Genomic DNA, 16,688 nt, shown 5'->3' on the forward strand with positions numbered 1-16,688 from the left:
TTTGTATTTGCAATTATCTATTTCGAGGGAGGCACGGCTTGCACCATGGATGAGACACTGGACGGCGTCATTATCGGCAGCGGACATAACAGTCTCGCCTGCGCCGTTCATCTGGCCGCTCAAGGCTGGAAAGTGGGTGTGTTTGAGCGCGCGCCGGTCGCCGGCGGTGCGGTGAAGACCGGCGAATATACCTTGCCCGGGTACAGCCATGACTGGGCGGCGATGAACCTGTCGCTGTTTGCCGGCTCAGCCTTTTTCAAGGAATACGGTGAGGAGCTGGGCCGGAACGGGCTCGAGTTTGCTCCAGCATCCGATTGTTTTTCTTCCGTTTTTCCCGACGGCACCTGGCTTGGTGTCAGCAATGATCTTGAAAAAACGGCAAAGCGGATCGAGGCTATCAGCGCTGAAGACGGGAAGACCTGGCGGGAACTGACAGCCGACTTTCCGGCCATGGCCGAGCCGCTTGTCGGTCTGCTCGGCAGTCCTGCCAAGAAACGTGCATTTGCATATATTCTCTACAAACACTGGCGAAAGTCCGGCACGGATGGCGTGCTGGACCTCAGCCGCTTCCTGATGTCGTCACCACGCGATTGGCTCAACGAGACGTTCCGTTCGCCGAAAGTGCGCGCCCTTCTCGGCGCTTGGGGCATGCATCTGGATTTTGCACCGGACATCTCCGGCGGCGCGCTGTTTCCCTATCTTGAAGGCATGGCGAACCAGGCGTTTGGCATGGTTCTGGGCAAGGGAGGTGCCGGTGCCGCGATCAAGGCAATGGTGTCCACGCTTGAAGCACGCGGCGGAAGCGTCACTCTTAACGCCGAAGTCACGCGCATTCTTGTCGAGAACGGCGAGGCAAAAGGCATCGAACTAGCCGACGGGCGCAAGGTCATGGCGCGCAATGCCGTGATTGCCAATGTTGCCCCGAACGCCCTTTTGAAGCTCGCTGGGGAAACCGGAGACAAACGCTACAATGAGGGCCTGAAGAGGTTCTCCCACGCGCCCGGCACGATGATGATCCACCTGGCCGTCGATGCGTTGCCTGACTGGAGCGCCGGAGAAGAGCTAAAAAACTTCGCTTATGTTCATCTGGCGCCGGAGGTCGACCAGATGGCGCGCACCTATGCCCAGGCGCAGGCCGGACTGTTGCCGGACGAACCTGTGGTCGTCTGCGGACAGCCCACAGTCATTGATTCGAGCCGGGCACCGGACGGAAAGCACGCGCTCTGGCTTCAGGTGCGCATGGTTCCGGGGCTCATCAAGGGTGATGCAGCGGGGCAGATCGAGGAGACCGACTGGGCGGTTGTTGCAGACAAATACGCCGAACGGGTGCTCGATATCCTGGAAAGATATGCGCCCGGCACGCGTTCAAAGATCCTTGGCCAACACGTTGTTACACCGCTGATGCTGGAGGCGGACAATCCCAATCTGGTTGGCGGCGACCAGATCTGCGGTAGCCATCACCTGACACAGCATTTCATGTTCAGGCCCGTTCGCGGCTTTGCCGACGGCAGCACACCGGTGGGGAACCTGTTCCACACCGGAGCAGCCGTCTGGCCGGGGGCGGGCACCGGAGCCGGGCCCGGATATCTGCTCGCGCAAAAGCTCGCCGGATAGCGACAACGAAAACACATCCGGCCAACGTAAACATGGGGAACAGGACAATGAAGGTATCAAGACGCACGCTTTTGAAAAGTGCGGCCGCCAGCGGAGTGCTGACAGCCGTTGGAACGCCTGCTTTTGCAAATGAGATCGATGAACTGGTGATTGCCTATAATGTCAATCTGCCCAGCTGGGATCCGACGGTCGGCCCGTCCGCGGTCAACCCGACCATCCAGGGGATCTACCAGTCGGTGTTCGACATGTTCATCCACCAGAACCCGGATCTGAGCTTCGGCTCGGGCATCGTCAGCGACTGGGGATGGACCGAAGACAAATCCAAGATCTGGCTGGAAGTCCGCGAAGGCGTCACCTGGCACAATGGCGACCCGCTCACACCCGAGGATGTCGCCTGGTCGCTTGAAAGGGCAGGTAACCCGGATACAGGCAACCCCATCCAGTTCATCTGGGGCAAGATCGGCAACTTCCAGATCGACGGAAACCGCGTCACGGCGGACGTCAAGGAGTACGAGCCGACGATCTTCAAGTGGATGAGCTTCCTGACCGGCTATGTCCTGCCGAAGAAGTACTATGAGGAAGTCGGGGCGGAAGGCTTCGAAGCCGCACCGATCGGGACTGGCCCTTACATGGTCGACAATTTCGAGCGCAATGCGTTCGTACGCCTGAAAGCCAACGAGAACTACTGGGGCGGCGCTCCCGAGTTCAAGACCGTCACCATCAAGTTCGTCACCGACGCCTCCAGCCGCACCTTCGAGGTCAGCTCGGGCAATTCACATGTAACGCTGGAAATGCCCTATGAGGAATTCGACCGCCTCAAGGAACAGGACGGCATTGTCGGCACAGCGGCTCCGATTTCCGATATCGGCATGATCTTCATCAACGATGTCGAGCCGATGAACGACCCGAATGTGCGCATGGCCATGGCGCATGCCATCGACAAGGAAACCATTATCGAGCGGCTGTTGTCCGGCTACGGGGTCGCCATCGATACGCTCCAGACGCCCGACTACACCGCCTATGATCCGTCGATCACCGTTCCTTACGACCCGGAAAAGGCGAAGGAACTGCTGGCCGCGTCCGGCTATGGTCCGGACAATCCGGTCAAGTTCAAAATCCAGACGACGCGCGGCTTCAAGCCGAAGGACTACGAGATCATCCAGGTGATCGTCGGTCTGTGGCGCAAGGTCGGTATCGAGGCCGAGATCGAGGTCTACGAAATCGCCAAGCATTTCGAACTACGGGCGGCGGATCAGCTGGCTCCTGCGGCCTTCTACAACTGGGGCAACGCGATCGGCGATCCGACCACATCCACCGGGTTTGCCATGTTCGGCCCGTCGCCGCATTCCGTCTGGGACGGTGAAGACCTGATGCAAATGATCTTGCCGCTCTGGGGCGAAGCAGACGAGGAGAAACGCATCGCAGGCTGGAAGGCCGTCGACAAGCACATCGCAGAAAACGCGCTCGTGCTGCCGCTGATCCAGTATGTGCAACCGATCCTGCACAGCGATCAGGTCAAGGTCACACCACATGCTTCGGGTGCGCTGCTGCCGCATCTGATGACCCGTTCTTAAGTCAGGAAAACGTTCCTCACCTTCGCCGCAGTGCCCTCCTGTTTGCTCCTTAGGGCGCTGCGGCGGCTCTTTTTCCTGAACGAAGGGCTGCGAATCTTTTCATGCAAATCGTGCGTACGCTGCTGACGCGCCTGGCGACGACAATCATCACTCTCCTCGGGGCTGCCATCATCGTTTTCGTCGTGATCCGGGTCGTGCCCGGGAATCCGATCGCGATGATGCTGCCGCCTGGCGCGACTGATGCCGACATCGCGCGTCTGGAAGCGCTGTACGGCCTGGACAAGAGCATCTTCGAACAGTTCCTGATCTGGATTGCAAATGTTCTGCAAGGCGACTTCGGAACCTCCATCACAACGCGGCAGCCAGTATTCGACCTTGTGATCGGCCGGTTGCCGGCGACGCTGGAACTGTCGGTGATGGCACTCCTGATTGCGATTGTCGTCGGCGGCTCGGCAGCGCTCACCGCCACGCTTTACCGCGGCACGAAAGTCGAGGGCGGCATCGATGTTGCCGGCGGTGTCGCCCTGTCGCTGCCGGACTTCCTCTGGGGTCTCGCGCTCATACTCGTGCTTGGTGTTCTCTGGCCGCTGTTTCACATTTCCGGGCGCGTGTCGCCTTCTCTCGGGTTCGAATTCAACACCGACTTCTATCTGATCGAAGCGCTGGTGCGCTTCCGCTTCGACGTGGTGCTTGATCTGCTGGGCCACATGTTCCTGCCTGCGCTCGCGCTGGCAATCCCGTTGGCAGCAATCATTCTCCAGCTCCTGAAACAATCGCTCAAGGAATGCATGCACGACGACTACATCACGCTGGCGCGGACCAAGGGTTACTCCGAAACGTCGATCATCACGCGCGACGCGCTGCCGAATGCCATCCTGCCGACGCTGACACTCGTCGGCGTCCAGTTCACCTTTCTCATCGGCGGGACCGTCATCATCGAACGCCTGTTTTCCTATGAAGGTCTCGGAAACATGGCGATCGACGCGGTGATCAACCGCGACCTGCCGCTCATCCAGGGCATCGTCCTGGTGTTTGCGCTTCTGTTCACGCTCGTCAATCTGCTCGTGGACATGACCTATGCGGCGCTCAATCCGAGGCTTCGTCATGCGTGACGCCCGTGGACAGGTCCGCCGCATGCCCGGCCTTCGTCTCTGGCTCAGCGGCAGCTGGTTGCTCATTCTTATTCTGGCGGCAGTGTTCGCGCCAATGATCAGTCCGCATGATCCGCTGGAACAGGATCTTTTCGCGGCGCGGCTACCGCCCTTCTGGCAGCAGGGCGCGGATCCGGCCTTTCTGCTTGGCACCGATTCCCTTGGCCGCGACCTCCTGAGCCGCATGCTTTACGGCGCACGGCTGGCGCTGACCGTTGCGCTGGTTGCCGGGACACTCACCTGCCTCGTCGGGGCCACCCTTGGCCTGATCGCCGGGTATTACCGGGGCTGGGCCGATCTGGTGATTTCCCGACTTGTCGACATCTGGATGGCGTTTCCGCCCGTGCTCTTCGCGATCCTCCTGATTGCCGTTCTGGGAACGGGGCTGACCTCGATCATCGTTGCCATTGTCGTAATCGACTGGACGCGGTTTTCGCGGGTCGTACGCGCCGAAGCCATGAGCCAGGGCGCGATGGATTACGTCGCCTCCGCACAAGTTGCCGGACGCAGCCGTCTCGGCATTGCGCTAGCCGAAATCCTGCCCAATGTGCTGCCGACAATCGTCGCGCTTTTGACGCTTGAAATGGGCATCGCGGTGATCGTCGAAGCGATCCTGAGTTTCGTCAACCTGTCCATCTCGACAGACCAGCCGACCTGGGGCGGCATGATCGCCGAAGGGCGCACATCGATCTATCAGGCCTGGTGGGTGCTGGTGTTCCCGCTTGCTGCCCTGTTCCTCACCGTGCTCAGCTTTTCGCAACTTGGCGAAGGCCTGAAAGACTATTTCGATCCGGTGCTGCGATGAGCTATCTGACGACCAAGGACCTGACGGTCAGACTGAGGAACGGCGCACCGTTGCTGCGCAAGGTTTCGCTGGCGGTCAAATCAGGAGAAGTCCGTGCCTTGGTGGGCGAAAGCGGCGCGGGCAAGAGCATGATCGGCAAGGCCGTGCTCGGCATCCTTCCGCGCGCGGCAAAACTCACCGGCGGCGAGATCCTGCTCGACGGCGAGGACCTGCTGACCTTGCCGCCGAAACAGCGGCGCGCGAAGATCGGTGCGAAGGTGGCGCTGATCCCGCAGGATCCGCTCACCGCGCTCAATCCATCTAGAAGGGTCGGCCCGCAGATCACAGACCGGCTTGTCGATATTCTCGGATGGAAGCGCAAGGAGGCGGAAGACCGCGCAGTCGAACTTCTCGACGAGGTGCACATCCAGTCGCCCGAACGGGTGATGAGATCTTATCCGCATGAGCTGTCCGGTGGTATGCGCCAGCGCATCCTGATCGCCTCGGCCTTTGCCGCCGAACCCAAACTGATCATCGCCGACGAACCGACGACAGCGCTCGATGTCACGGTCCAGAAACAGATTCTCAAACTGATCCGCGAGATGCAGGAACGGCATGACACGGCGCTTCTCTTCGTAACGCACGATCTCGGTGTCGTTTCCAAGATCAGCCAGTCCCTGACGGTTCTCTATGCCGGCAAGGTCATCGAGGAGACGGATGTCAGAACGTTTTTCGCGGCACCGAAACACGCCTATTCAAGGGCGCTGCTTGCGGCAACGCCGAAGTACACGGACCCTGACGGTTCGCTCATGCCCGTTCCGGACAGCATCATTTCCGAGGTGGAACAGGAAGTTGCCGCCTTCGATGCGCAGTTGAAGAGGTGAGCGGCACCATGAGCGACCTCATATACCGTGTCAAAGACCTGAGGGTCTCCTTTCCAGACCTGTCCCGAAAGCCGTTATTCGGTGCCGCGCCGCGCATAGATGTGCTCAAGGGTCTCAGCTTCGATGTTGCCAAAGGCGATGTGCTCGGCATTGTCGGCGGCTCCGGGTCGGGCAAATCGACCCTCGGACGAGCCATGATCCGCTTGCTCCGGCCCGATTCCGGATCAATCCTGTTCGAGGGAACGGAGATCGCCGAATTGAACGAGGATGAACTGCGGCCGTTGCGAAAACAGTTTCAGATGATCTTTCAGGACCCGATGTCTTCGCTCAATCCGCGCCGCCGTGTCGGCGGCATCATTGCCGGCCCGCTTCGCCTGCAAGGTTTCGACAACATTCCATCGCGGGTCGATGAAGCGCTGGAGATGGTCGGCCTGGCGAAGCGTTTTTCCGAACGGTATCCGCACGAGCTGTCAGGCGGCCAGCGGCAGAGGGTTGGCATTGCGCGCGCCATCGCCCTCAAACCGGATTTTATTCTGGCCGACGAAATCGTGTCGGGTCTGGACGTTTCCTCGCAAGCCCAGGTTCTCAATCTTCTGGAGCAGCTGGTGCGGGAACTCGGACTGACGCTTGCCTTCGTCAGTCACGATCTGTCGGTAATCCGCCGGCTGTGTACCCGCATATTCGTTCTCCAAAAGGGAGAAATTGTCGAAAACGCGCCAACAGCCGAGCTGTTCGATAATCCCAAGTCTGCCTATACCCGTGCCCTGCTCGACGCGATCCCGCTCCCTGACCCGGATCAGGTCTGGAGTTGACAGCGCAGGCAGCACCGTCATCACCACCACCGGCTTTCTCTACGCCCGTGACGCAAAAGCCCGGCTACCTGTCGAGCAAACGAATCTCGATCCGGCGGTTCTCGGCGCGACCCTCGGCTGTGTCATTTGAAGAACGCGGACGATGTTCGCCGAACGCGCGCGCTTCCATGAGACCTTCCTCAATGCCTTCACTGGCGAGAGCGCGAAGGACCGACAAGCTGCGTGCGGATGAAAGCTCCCAGTTGGTCGGAAACCGCTGGGCCAGCGCGCCGGTAATCTGCGTGTTGTCCGTGTGGCCTTCGACCGAAATCCGAAATTCTCCGCTCGCCCCGATAGTGGACACGATCTGGTTGAGAAGCGCCGCGCCGGCAGGAGTGACGTCGGCAGACCCGCTTGCGAACAGGATAGTACCGAGAACCGTGAGGGTGATACCGTCGTCGTCCTGCCGTACGTCAACCTCTTCATCCGCCAGGTTTTCGCTCAGGTCCCTGAAGGTGCTGTCGAGTTTGCGCTGCAGCTCGAATTCGAAAGCAACGTTGTTCGCATCTTCCGCGAAAAAGGCCAAAGCATTGCCGCGCAAGACCCAGTCGCCCTCAACATTGGCGCTGTAGCGCACAAATTCCATAGAACTTGGCAACACCCAGACATAAGCGAGCTTGTCGATGCCACCTGTAAAATAGAGACCGAAATAGGTCTGGCCATTGATCGTTTGCGTGGTTTCTTCGTCCCACGTCTTGTAGATTCTAGTGCCCTCCGGCGATGTTGTGAGGACACCGGCATCATCGCTCAGGCTGCCAAGCACCATTTCCGACCGATCCGCACCGCGGGTGGTGATGATCGGGAAGCTGAAACGGCTTGTGTCGAAACCGTAGTCGTTAGGAAAGAAGTACAGGTGTTCAGACAAGCCATCATCGGCACTTTGCGCCGACTCGCCCACTGGTTTGAACAGGTTGCTGAACCCGGTGCGTATTGATGTGAACCGAGTGTAGCCGTCCGCATCGTCGTCGAGAAAGGTCACAGTTTCAATGACGGTTTCCGACCAGGCGGCGATGGGTGAAAGGATGGTCAGGATGACGGAAATCAGGATTGGGGCAAAAGACTTCATTGTGAGACAATTTTCCGGTTTGAGTATTACGCAGGAATTCTTTGGCTATCGAGCTTAGCGTCATGGTATTCCGAAACAAGCCCGCTATCGCGAAGGGGGCCGAACAGGCACATTTGACTTCTGCAAGGAGCACACACGGGCAGCCAACAGGATGAGCGATTGTCCATGGCGCTGCATTTGAACAACCAGGATGCCTCGGTCGTGGCAAGCGACGCACTGACAGCATTGCATCCCTGTCTTGTTGCCGCGGATCGCCCTTCAATAGCCTTATGCGATGCGACGCCACTTTGTGTTGGTTCGTCGACGCCGTGGGTCACCTCGTAGAAACGGCCAAGAATTTCTGAATGCCCGAGTTGGGTTTCACGGCAGCTGCTTGTTCCTGAAGACTTTCCAATAAATCCATTTACCGAACATACAGCTCGCCGCAGCCCGTAAGCTCTATTGCCGCGGGGTGCCACCCACTGCGGCGCTGACGATAGGATGCAATAGCCGTGGCCTCTCCGCGTAAAAATGCGTGAGACGTTGCACAAAACGGAGGTCACCCACTTCGCACAAGGTTTGGTTTCATTTTCTGGGAAATTTGGTAGCGGAGGACCGCTACCACCGTTACCCCCAACCCATGGGGTTCCAGTTTGTGTTGGCTTTGTTTTCTCGTAATCAGTTGATTTGAATTGGAAAACCGTAAAGTCTCTAGCCAGAGATCATTGAACTTGCGGAAAACCAAAGTGCCGACCCGACTTCGCTACATCGACCGTGTATCTCTCAATCGAGACAGCCAATATCCGAAATGGGGCTGGAAGCAAAATGGCAGGTTTTGTGTTTCGGTTGGTTGAAGCTGACATCTGACCGGATTGGTCGTACGCACCTTGACTGCCTCAGTGGTTACCATACCCGAGCCGACAGTTAGGTTCAGAAGCGATGCAAGTACGTTCGCATCCGGAAATACTTAAAGACGCAACTTGAAGAAGACATCATGGGAAAAGTCGAGGTTCCCGGTCCCGGTACAAACTTCGCGACTACCTAGTCATCCAAAGATCGCGCAAAGGCCATAACCCAGCCTGACACGATAGCGCCTACGTGCGCACCTGAAGATGTTAGGCTCATAGATTTTGGGGATCAGGCCATCAATCGCAATTTACGGACTTGAGTATTCGCGGGGTGCTTTTGATGAGTGAGAAACTCTTATGCACGCTGGATCGTTTGTGCGGATTGCAGCATCTGAAACGTCTGCCTTCAAGGCAAGAATCCAAAGCCGAAATCAACTAAAAATTGTCTGCGAAGGGATGCGTTGAGCCGTCCACCAAATCCGAAATGGATTTCAGTTTTGGTCCATGCGCAAGTATCTTTTCTTCATCATATGCGGCGAACCCGAGCAACAGACCTTTCCGTCGTCGATTGGACGAATAATAGATTGAAAGGGCGCGCGCAGTCGTTTTTTGCTCCCACAGATCCAACGACACTTGCCGATCGTTAGCGGACATCTGCAAGGGCAAGATGAAGTGCATTCCGCTTTCAAATTCGGCTGCTGGAGGCGTGTATCCCAGAAATCGGTCCAGAACATGCGCCATGCAGATTTGTCGGGCGTGGTAAAGCTCGCGCATGCGGCGCAAATGGGCGGCGTAAAGGCCGCGGTGCATGAACTCGGCCAGAACCATTTGCTCAAGGATGGGCGCGTGCCGGTCTATGACAGCACGCGCCCTGGCGAAATCAAGCGCCAGGTCCTTCGGCGCAACGACATAGCCGAGACGAAACGAGGGCAAGAGCGTTTTTGAGAACGTGCCGATCATGATGACCCTGTCGTCGGCATCTTGGCTTTTGATCGCAGGTCGTATGCCACCCTTGTAAAAAAACTCGCAGTCGTAGTCGTCTTCCAGGATCCAGGCACCGGAACTGCTGGAAAACGAAAGCATCTGTCCTCTTCGTTCACTCGACATTCGGCCCCCGAGAGGATAGTGGCGCGCTGGCGAGGTCACGATCATCCGGGGGGCTGGGAAGGACTTTCGCCCCTTTTCGAAATTCATGCCGTTTTGGTCGGCTTCGACAGGATAAACCGTGCAGCCGTTTGCAGCCAATGTGGCTCGGGTCCCGATGTAACCCGGTTCTTCGATCCATACGGGATCGCCGCGTTCGAGCAGCAGTCGCGTCACGAGATCAAGGCTTTGTTGCGAACCGGTCGTGATGATGACCTGATCGGCCTGGCAATCGACTTTGCGCGTGACCCGCAGGTGGTGAACGATTGCCTCGCGCAGCGGTTCATACCCGGCGTTTGTCACGTTGACGAGGATGTTGCCCTTGAGGCGGCCGGTGACCTCGTTCATGAGTCGAAGCCAGGAGCGCATGGGGAACGAGGTAATGTCCGGCACATCCGGCATGAACGGTGTCGGGGTCTCAGTCAGCGCTCCCGGGTTCTGGGTTACCAGATTTCTTCCGCGCGCGGACAGCCGTCGAAACGGGTAGCTTTCGGACGCAACGGGAAGTCGTTCGCCTGGCTCCTGAACGTATCCTTCAGAAAGATCTTCGGTTTCGTCGGTTGTCACAAAGGTGCCGGCGCCGACGCGGGAGTCCAGCAAACCCTCTGCAGTGAGAGTTTCGAAGACATGCAGAACCGTGTTCCTGGACACGCCCCAGTCTCTGGCCAAGGCTCGCGTTGACGGGAGCCGTGTTCCTCTCTGCAGTCGCCCGGACGTCACCGCCTGGCGAAACACAGCACTGATCTGTTCATGGATCGGAGTGTCTCCATTCCGATCCAGCTCTATTGAAACCAGCGCCCCCAATGAGCCGATCCGTGCCATCCGGTATTCCACGTATAAGAGCCAATTTCGCTCAAATTATCTCAAAATGGACCTGATGCTCAATGGCTAAGCATGCACAAATTATATCCACGCGACACGCTCAAAAAGAAATACCCACGTGTGATCGGGGTCTTTCAAACTAGAGCGCGAATAAACCCAAAACGTTGGTTCGAAACTCTTAAGCAACTTGGTCGCGTTCAAAAGTCAAAACATACCCAGTTATTAAAGAGTTGAATCGCTTAGCCGGGGAATAAATATGTCAAAGAGAGAAAATCTAAAGTCGGCCGTAAATGATCTTGAGTCGGGCGCGCTTACTCGACGTACTTTTTTAGCTCGAGCGTCAGCACTTGGCGTTTCAACCGCTGTTGCGAACTTCATAGTGCAATCTCCACTCGGTGCCTCGAAAGCGTACGCGGCTATCTCGGGACCGGAAGAACGCGCCTGGGCGCTTGCTCAGGAAATGGCGGCAAAAGCACAGAAAAAAACGCTGACGCTTTTGATCCCCACAGGGTCGATCGGCAACATGACACCCTATGTCGACAAATGGAAAAATGAGCTCGGCATCACGCTTGAGTTCATTGAGGAACCTGACGAAGTCGTTCACACAAAAGGCATGCAGGAAGCTGTCGCCAAGACAGGGCGATACGATGTGATGATGCCGACAGCTATGTCCTACCCGGACTGGATCGATTCGGGTGTCATTTATGACCTGACGGAGTGGACGGAACAGTACAATCCTGAGCTATTCAACCCGGACTATGGTGTTGTTTTCCCCGCAAGCCACCATGCGCAGCTCTACAATGGCCGCGTCGCGGGCCTGTTGAACGACGGCGATCAAATCACGCTGATTGGCCGGGCAGACCTCATCGAAGCGAAGGCGAAGGCGTTCGAGGACAAATTCGGATATCCGCTGACGATGCCAAAAACCTGGAAGCAATACTACGACATTGCATCCTTCATGCATGACCCGGACAACAACTTCTTTGGAAGCCTCGAATACCGTTCGCGCTACTACGTGAAGTGGATGTTCATGCAGCGCTTGATGTCGAAGGGGCGCCTCTATTTCGACGGCGAGATGAACCCGACTTTCAATTCCGACGAGGGTCTGGCGGCACTTGAAGACATGCTGGCGATGAACGCTTACCTGCATCCGGATGCGTTCTCGTTCACCTGGTCGTCAAACTACAACTCGTTTGGTCGCGGCGAAGGCTTCATGAACATCGTTTGGCCGTCCGGCTACAAGTATTCGATGAACCCGAAAACAGGGCCGGCGACCCACGGCAAGATTGCGGCGACGGTCATGCCGTCGGACACATTGGCCGATGGAACCGAACTTTATGCAGGCCTGTTCTGCTGGGGTTATGGCTACGCGGTCTCCAAGTATTCGGCCAATCCCGAACTTGCCTATGCGTATGCCCAGTGGATGACGTCTCCGACGATCGGAGCCGACGCTATTCCGTATCTCGGCGGCTATTCGGATCCCTATCGCGTCAACCACATGAAAGAGCCGACTCCGCGCCTCGTCGAAACGTATGGCGAACCTTATCTGCAAACGCTTTACGACAACATGGTCAACACAGTGCCGGATTTCTGCCTGCCAGGAGGCTTCGAATATCAAGATGCCCTCGACAAGGAGATCCACGCCTGCATGACCGGTGCGAAAACACCCAAGGAAGCGCTCGACGACGCGGCGCGTTCAGTGGACCGCATCACGCGGCGCGTTGGTCGCGACAAGGTAAAGCAGTCCTGGATGGCGCTTGCCAAAAACCTTGCCGATCCGATCAAGAAGGCCTCCGGCGCCGACACCTGGGTGTAACGGCCGATCGCCGAAGCCGCGGGGCACCTGCCTCGCGGCCGATCTCTCAGACATGATCCTTGCCGAGCCTCAAGCTTTTTCCCGTGACCACACCGGTATGACCAGATGACCATGCGCACAGATACACTGCCTGAAGCTATGACGGTTTCCGCCGACGAGGAACCCGTTAGCCAGCGCAAGGGAACGCGGCGCAAGACGCTCGGCAAGGCGCTCCTTTTACCGGGACAACTCATCTCCGTGTTTGTTCTGGTCGTGCCGCTGCTGGTGGCATTCTACATGAGTTTCACGGACTGGTCGCCGACGCGCGGAGCGCTGACGTCAGCCCGGTTTATCGGCCTCTTCAATTACGAAGAGCTGCTGGTCTATGACACGCGCTTTGTCGAAGCCGTTCTGCGTACACTGGTCTTTGCCGCAATCTGCCTGTCGCTGGAGTTCCTCATCGGGCTCGGTCTTGCTGTCTTGTTTCTAAGGAAGTTTCGCGGCAAGGCGATCCTGTTTTCAATGCTTTTGACCCCCATGATGGTGTTACCGGTTGTCGTGGGCTACACCTTCTGGATGCTGTTCCAGTCGAACGGCCCGATCAATCAGTTGATTGAACTGGCTTTCGGCGCAGGGGCGTCGCCCGATTGGTTCAAAAGCGCACTGCTGGCCCAGATCACCGTGATCGTGACAGAGGTTTGGCACTGGACACCGCTGTTCTTCCTCATCCTGCTCTCCGGCCTCAACGCGGTGCCTGAAAACCCGATCCGTGCGGCGGTCATTCTTGGCGCCAGTCCGCGGCAGGTTTTCTGGCGCGTTGTCTTGCCGATGCTGTTGCCTGTGATCGTAATCGCCTTCGTCATCCGCGCGATGGAAATCATCAAGCTGTTCGATGAGGTATTCATGCTTACGCGTGGCGGCCCCGGATCGTCGACCGAGACAATCAGCCTCTACATCTACAAACTGGCTTTCAACGATTTCCAGCTCGCCTACGGCGCGGCCGCAGCCTTCCTCGTCCTTATCGGGACGCTCGGGCTTGTTCATCTGCTGCTTACACCGGTGCGCAATCAGCTTCTGGAGGCTCGCAACTGATGTCCGACCGCCCGCTCACTCTGCCGCTTGCACTTCTTCTGGGTCTCGTCACCGTCGTCACCTTGTTTCCGGTGTTCTGGATCCTGATGACGGCCATCAAGCCGCCAACCGACTGGAATGCGGTTCCGGCGATCTGGGTGCCGAGCGAACCGACGCTTGTCAATTTTCAAACCCTGTTCGACCCGGAAGCTCTGGGTGTCTACGGCGTCGGCGGCGTCAGCGAAGCAGCGACCCAGGCCGTATTCGGGTCGCTTCTGGCTTCGATCGTTGCGACAGCACTTTCCGTCGGCATCGGCCTCGCGGCTGCCATTGCACTGTCGCGCTACAGCGGCGGAGGGCGTGCAACTCCGTTGATTATCCTCTCCGGGCGTATGTTCCCACCGGCCGCGATCGCCGTGCCTTTTGTGATCATCTTCTCCACGATTGGCCTCATCGACACCTATTTCGGCCTGATTGCGATCTATATCGCAGTGACTTTGCCTTTCTCGACCTGGATGCTCAAAAGCTTTGTCGACGAGGTTCCAAAAGAGGTCGAAGAAGCGGCGATGCTGGACGGTCTGACACGCGTCCGCGCCCACCTGACCGTTACGATCCCGCTGATCAAAGGCGGACTGTTCGCTACGACCTTGTTCATTTTCATTCTCAACTGGTCGGAATTCCTGTTCGCGCTCGTGCTGTCCTACACCACGATCGAAACGATCCCGGTTCGCCTTGCCAAATACGTGACGGCGACAGCCGGCACCCTCTACGGGGTTCAGGCAGCACTTGCGGTGCTTGCGATGGTGCCGCTCGTGATCGCCGGTTTCCTGATCCAGAACCATCTCGCGCGCGGGATGACATTCGGAGCCGTGAAACGATGACCCGACACAAGCTGGAACTTATCGGCCTGCGCAAGGAATATGACGATGGCAACGTCGTTGCGGTGGATGGCATCGATCTCGCTGTGGAGAGTGGTGAAACCATTGCGCTGCTAGGACCTTCAGGCTGCGGAAAGTCGACGACACTCAACATGATTGTCGGCCTGGAAGAACCAACCGGCGGCGACATTCATATCGACGGCAAATCGGTTGTCGGGCGCCCACCGGGCAAACGGAACATCGGCCTCGTCTTTCAGGACTACGCCGTGTTCACGCATATGACGGTGGCGAAAAATCTGTCTTTCGGGCTCGAAGTCAGCGGTCTGCCGCGATCGGAGATAAATCGGCGCGTGGGGGAAGCCGCCGAACTGCTGGGTTTGACGGACTTGCTGCAGGAAAAGGCGACGCGCCTTGGCGGCTCACAGCTTCAACGGGTTGCAATCGGACGTACCCTGGTCACCAAGCCCGCAATTCTGCTGCTGGACGAACCGCTTTCGAACCTGGAAGCGGAGGCCCGGCAAGCGATGCGAAATGAGTTGCGCCGTCTGCAAAACGAGATCGGTTTGACCATCGTCTACGTGACGCACGATCAGACTGAAGCGCTCTCACTCGCAAATCGGATCGCAGTCATGAGCGCGGGTAAAATCCGCCAGTTCGACGCTTCCGGGACGGTTTACAATGAGCCTGCCCATACCTTTGTCGCCAGCTTCCTGGGCTCTCCGGCCATGAACCTCGTCCGCGGTGAACTTCGCCGCGATGGGCAGGCACTCGCCTTTAAGTCGGGCGCGTTGACCGTTCCGCTGCCGGCCCGCTTCGATGCGATGGCTCCTGCCGATCAAGCGCCGGTGACGCTGGGAATTCGTCCGGAAAACCTCAGGATCGGTCAGCCGGGCGACAGTGGACTGATTTCGACTGTTTCCGTTGTTGAACCGAGAGGCCCGGAGGCAGCTCTGACTGTTGAAGCTGCCAACACGGATTTTGCAGTTGTCGTTCCGTCCGCAGCCCGGCCCGAACCCGGAGAAGAAGTCTCCCTGCAATTCCCGGAGGACTCACTCGTTCTTTTCTCGGGTGAAACAGATCGCAATCTGGCCCTGCCTCACAATGTGGAGGAAGCGGCATGACCGTCCATCCCATGATCACAAGCGCGGCCCTTCATATGGATGGGGTGTCGAGAAGGTTCGGCAAGACCCAGGCTCTGAACGCGATCAATCTGACTGTTCCGACCGGATCGTTTGTTGTTCTCCTGGGGGCGGCAGGCGCCGGTAAGACGACAACGATGCGCATTGCCGCCGGTCTGGAGGACGCCGACGAAGGCGCGGTGCTGCTGAGCGGTATTGATGTCGACGGTGTTCAGCCAAAGGACCGGGACATTGCGATGATTTTCGACAATCTCGCGCTTTATCCGAACAAGACGGGATACGACAACCTCGCAAATCCCCTAAAAATCAGAAAGATGGCGCAGCACGCCGTTGATGAGCGCGTTCATGCGGTATCGTCCACGCTGCGCATCGGGCACGTTCTGAAACGTTTACCGAAAACAATGAGCGGCGGCGAACGTCAACGCGTGGCCCTTGGCAGGGCGCTTGTGCGCGAGCCGAAGTTGTTTCTGCTCGACGAACCGCTCTCGAGTCTCGATGCAATGCTGCGCGTCGAGCTGCGGGCCGAGCTGAAGCGATTGCAGCAGGAGCATGGCTACTCTTTCCTGCTGGCGACACCTGATTTCAACGAAGCGCTCGCCGTTGCCGACACGATTGTCATGCTCGTTGAGGGCGAGGTCCGCCAAGTCGCGAGCCCACAGGAGATCTACGAAGCTCCGGTCGACCGTGATGTCGCACGCTTTGTTGGTGCGCCTGAAATCAATCTGTTACCCGCCAGTGTGGTCGCCGGCGACGATGGAAGACACCTTGAGCTCCTCGGGGCCAGTCTACCGCTTCCGGCAGGTCGTTTGAATTTTGACGGCGACTTCGAGGCGGGTATTCGGCCTGAACATGTCCAGATCGACCCGTCTGGAGCAGGCGCGCTTCAGGCATCCGTGGTCGATATCGAGCCGCTTGGACGCCTGTCCGCGCTCACGCTGGGCATTGGTCAGGAACAACTGCGCGTCACGCTCGCAGCGTCGCAAGCGGAACAAATGATCCCGGGATCAACGGTTGGTGTCGACATCGCTCTCGATTTTCTGATTGCGTTCGAGCGCGACACCGGACGGCGGCTCGACTGAGCGAACCAAA

The 16,688-nt window shown here is 57.9% G+C and carries 13 protein-coding genes; 11 read left to right on the top strand and 2 right to left on the bottom strand.

What is annotated here, in order from left to right; all coding sequences use genetic code 11:
• Window positions 1-45 precede the first annotated feature (45 nt).
• The 6 genes from RBB47_RS11040 (at window position 46) to RBB47_RS11065 (ending at window position 6,819) form a co-directional block, all read left to right on the top strand.
• Entirely contained in the window at window positions 46-1,614 is a 1,569-nt protein-coding gene (locus tag RBB47_RS11040; protein WP_305985849.1) for an NAD(P)/FAD-dependent oxidoreductase, read from the top strand.
• Window positions 1,615-1,661: 47 nt separating this feature from the next.
• A complete protein-coding gene (locus RBB47_RS11045) occupies window positions 1,662-3,188 on the top strand; it encodes an ABC transporter substrate-binding protein (RefSeq protein ID WP_305985850.1) in 1,527 nt (508 codons plus the stop codon).
• A gap of 101 nt (window positions 3,189-3,289) precedes the next feature.
• Window positions 3,290-4,300, top strand: coding sequence for an ABC transporter permease (locus RBB47_RS11050; protein WP_305985851.1), 1,011 nt, complete (start codon window positions 3,290-3,292; stop codon window positions 4,298-4,300).
• The gene (locus RBB47_RS11055) at window positions 4,293-5,144 is read left to right on the top strand and encodes an ABC transporter permease (protein ID WP_305985852.1); all 852 of its coding nucleotides are present in this window, start codon (window positions 4,293-4,295) and stop codon (window positions 5,142-5,144) included. The genes RBB47_RS11050 and RBB47_RS11055 overlap by 8 nt, the downstream gene beginning before the upstream one ends.
• Window positions 5,141-6,007: an ABC transporter ATP-binding protein gene (locus RBB47_RS11060; protein WP_305985853.1), complete on the top strand. Its 867-nt coding sequence runs from the start codon at window positions 5,141-5,143 to the stop codon at window positions 6,005-6,007. Before RBB47_RS11055 ends, RBB47_RS11060 begins: the two co-directional genes overlap by 4 nt.
• Before the next feature lie 8 nt (window positions 6,008-6,015).
• Complete coding sequence (locus tag RBB47_RS11065) at window positions 6,016-6,819, top strand: ATP-binding cassette domain-containing protein (RefSeq protein ID WP_305985854.1); 804 nt, start codon at window positions 6,016-6,018, stop codon at window positions 6,817-6,819.
• Window positions 6,820-6,883: 64 nt separating this feature from the next.
• Here RBB47_RS11065 and RBB47_RS11070 read toward each other — a convergent pair whose 3' ends face one another.
• A complete protein-coding gene (locus RBB47_RS11070; RefSeq protein WP_305985855.1) occupies window positions 6,884-7,924 on the bottom strand; it encodes a flagellar motor protein MotB in 1,041 nt (346 codons plus the stop codon).
• Between the two features lie 1,262 nt (window positions 7,925-9,186).
• Window positions 9,187-10,716 carry a PLP-dependent aminotransferase family protein gene (locus RBB47_RS11075; protein WP_305985856.1) on the bottom strand — a complete coding sequence of 510 codons (1,530 nt, stop codon included), beginning with the start codon at window positions 10,714-10,716 and terminating at the stop codon, window positions 9,187-9,189.
• A gap of 379 nt (window positions 10,717-11,095) precedes the next feature.
• Between RBB47_RS11075 and RBB47_RS11080 the strand changes: the two genes are divergently transcribed.
• The 5 genes from RBB47_RS11080 to RBB47_RS11100 all read left to right on the top strand — a co-directional run bounded on the left by RBB47_RS11080 (window position 11,096) and on the right by RBB47_RS11100 (window position 16,678).
• On the top strand, window positions 11,096-12,532 hold the full coding sequence (locus RBB47_RS11080) for an ABC transporter substrate-binding protein (RefSeq protein WP_305985857.1): 1,437 nt from the start codon (window positions 11,096-11,098) through the stop codon (window positions 12,530-12,532).
• A 111-nt stretch (window positions 12,533-12,643) separates the two neighbouring features.
• Complete coding sequence (locus RBB47_RS11085) at window positions 12,644-13,603, top strand: carbohydrate ABC transporter permease (RefSeq protein WP_305985858.1); 960 nt, start codon at window positions 12,644-12,646, stop codon at window positions 13,601-13,603.
• A complete protein-coding gene (locus RBB47_RS11090) occupies window positions 13,603-14,463 on the top strand; it encodes a carbohydrate ABC transporter permease (RefSeq protein WP_305985859.1) in 861 nt (286 codons plus the stop codon). The genes RBB47_RS11085 and RBB47_RS11090 overlap by 1 nt, the downstream gene beginning before the upstream one ends.
• On the top strand, window positions 14,460-15,581 hold the full coding sequence (locus tag RBB47_RS11095; protein WP_305985860.1) for an ABC transporter ATP-binding protein: 1,122 nt from the start codon (window positions 14,460-14,462) through the stop codon (window positions 15,579-15,581). The genes RBB47_RS11090 and RBB47_RS11095 overlap by 4 nt, the downstream gene beginning before the upstream one ends.
• Window positions 15,578-16,678, top strand: coding sequence for an ABC transporter ATP-binding protein (locus tag RBB47_RS11100; RefSeq protein WP_305985861.1), 1,101 nt, complete (start codon window positions 15,578-15,580; stop codon window positions 16,676-16,678). Before RBB47_RS11095 ends, RBB47_RS11100 begins: the two co-directional genes overlap by 4 nt.
• Window positions 16,679-16,688 lie beyond the last annotated feature (10 nt).

The organism is Roseibium sp. MMSF_3544 (assembly GCF_030732845.1).
Classification (GTDB): Bacteria; Pseudomonadota; Alphaproteobacteria; order Rhizobiales; family Stappiaceae; genus Roseibium.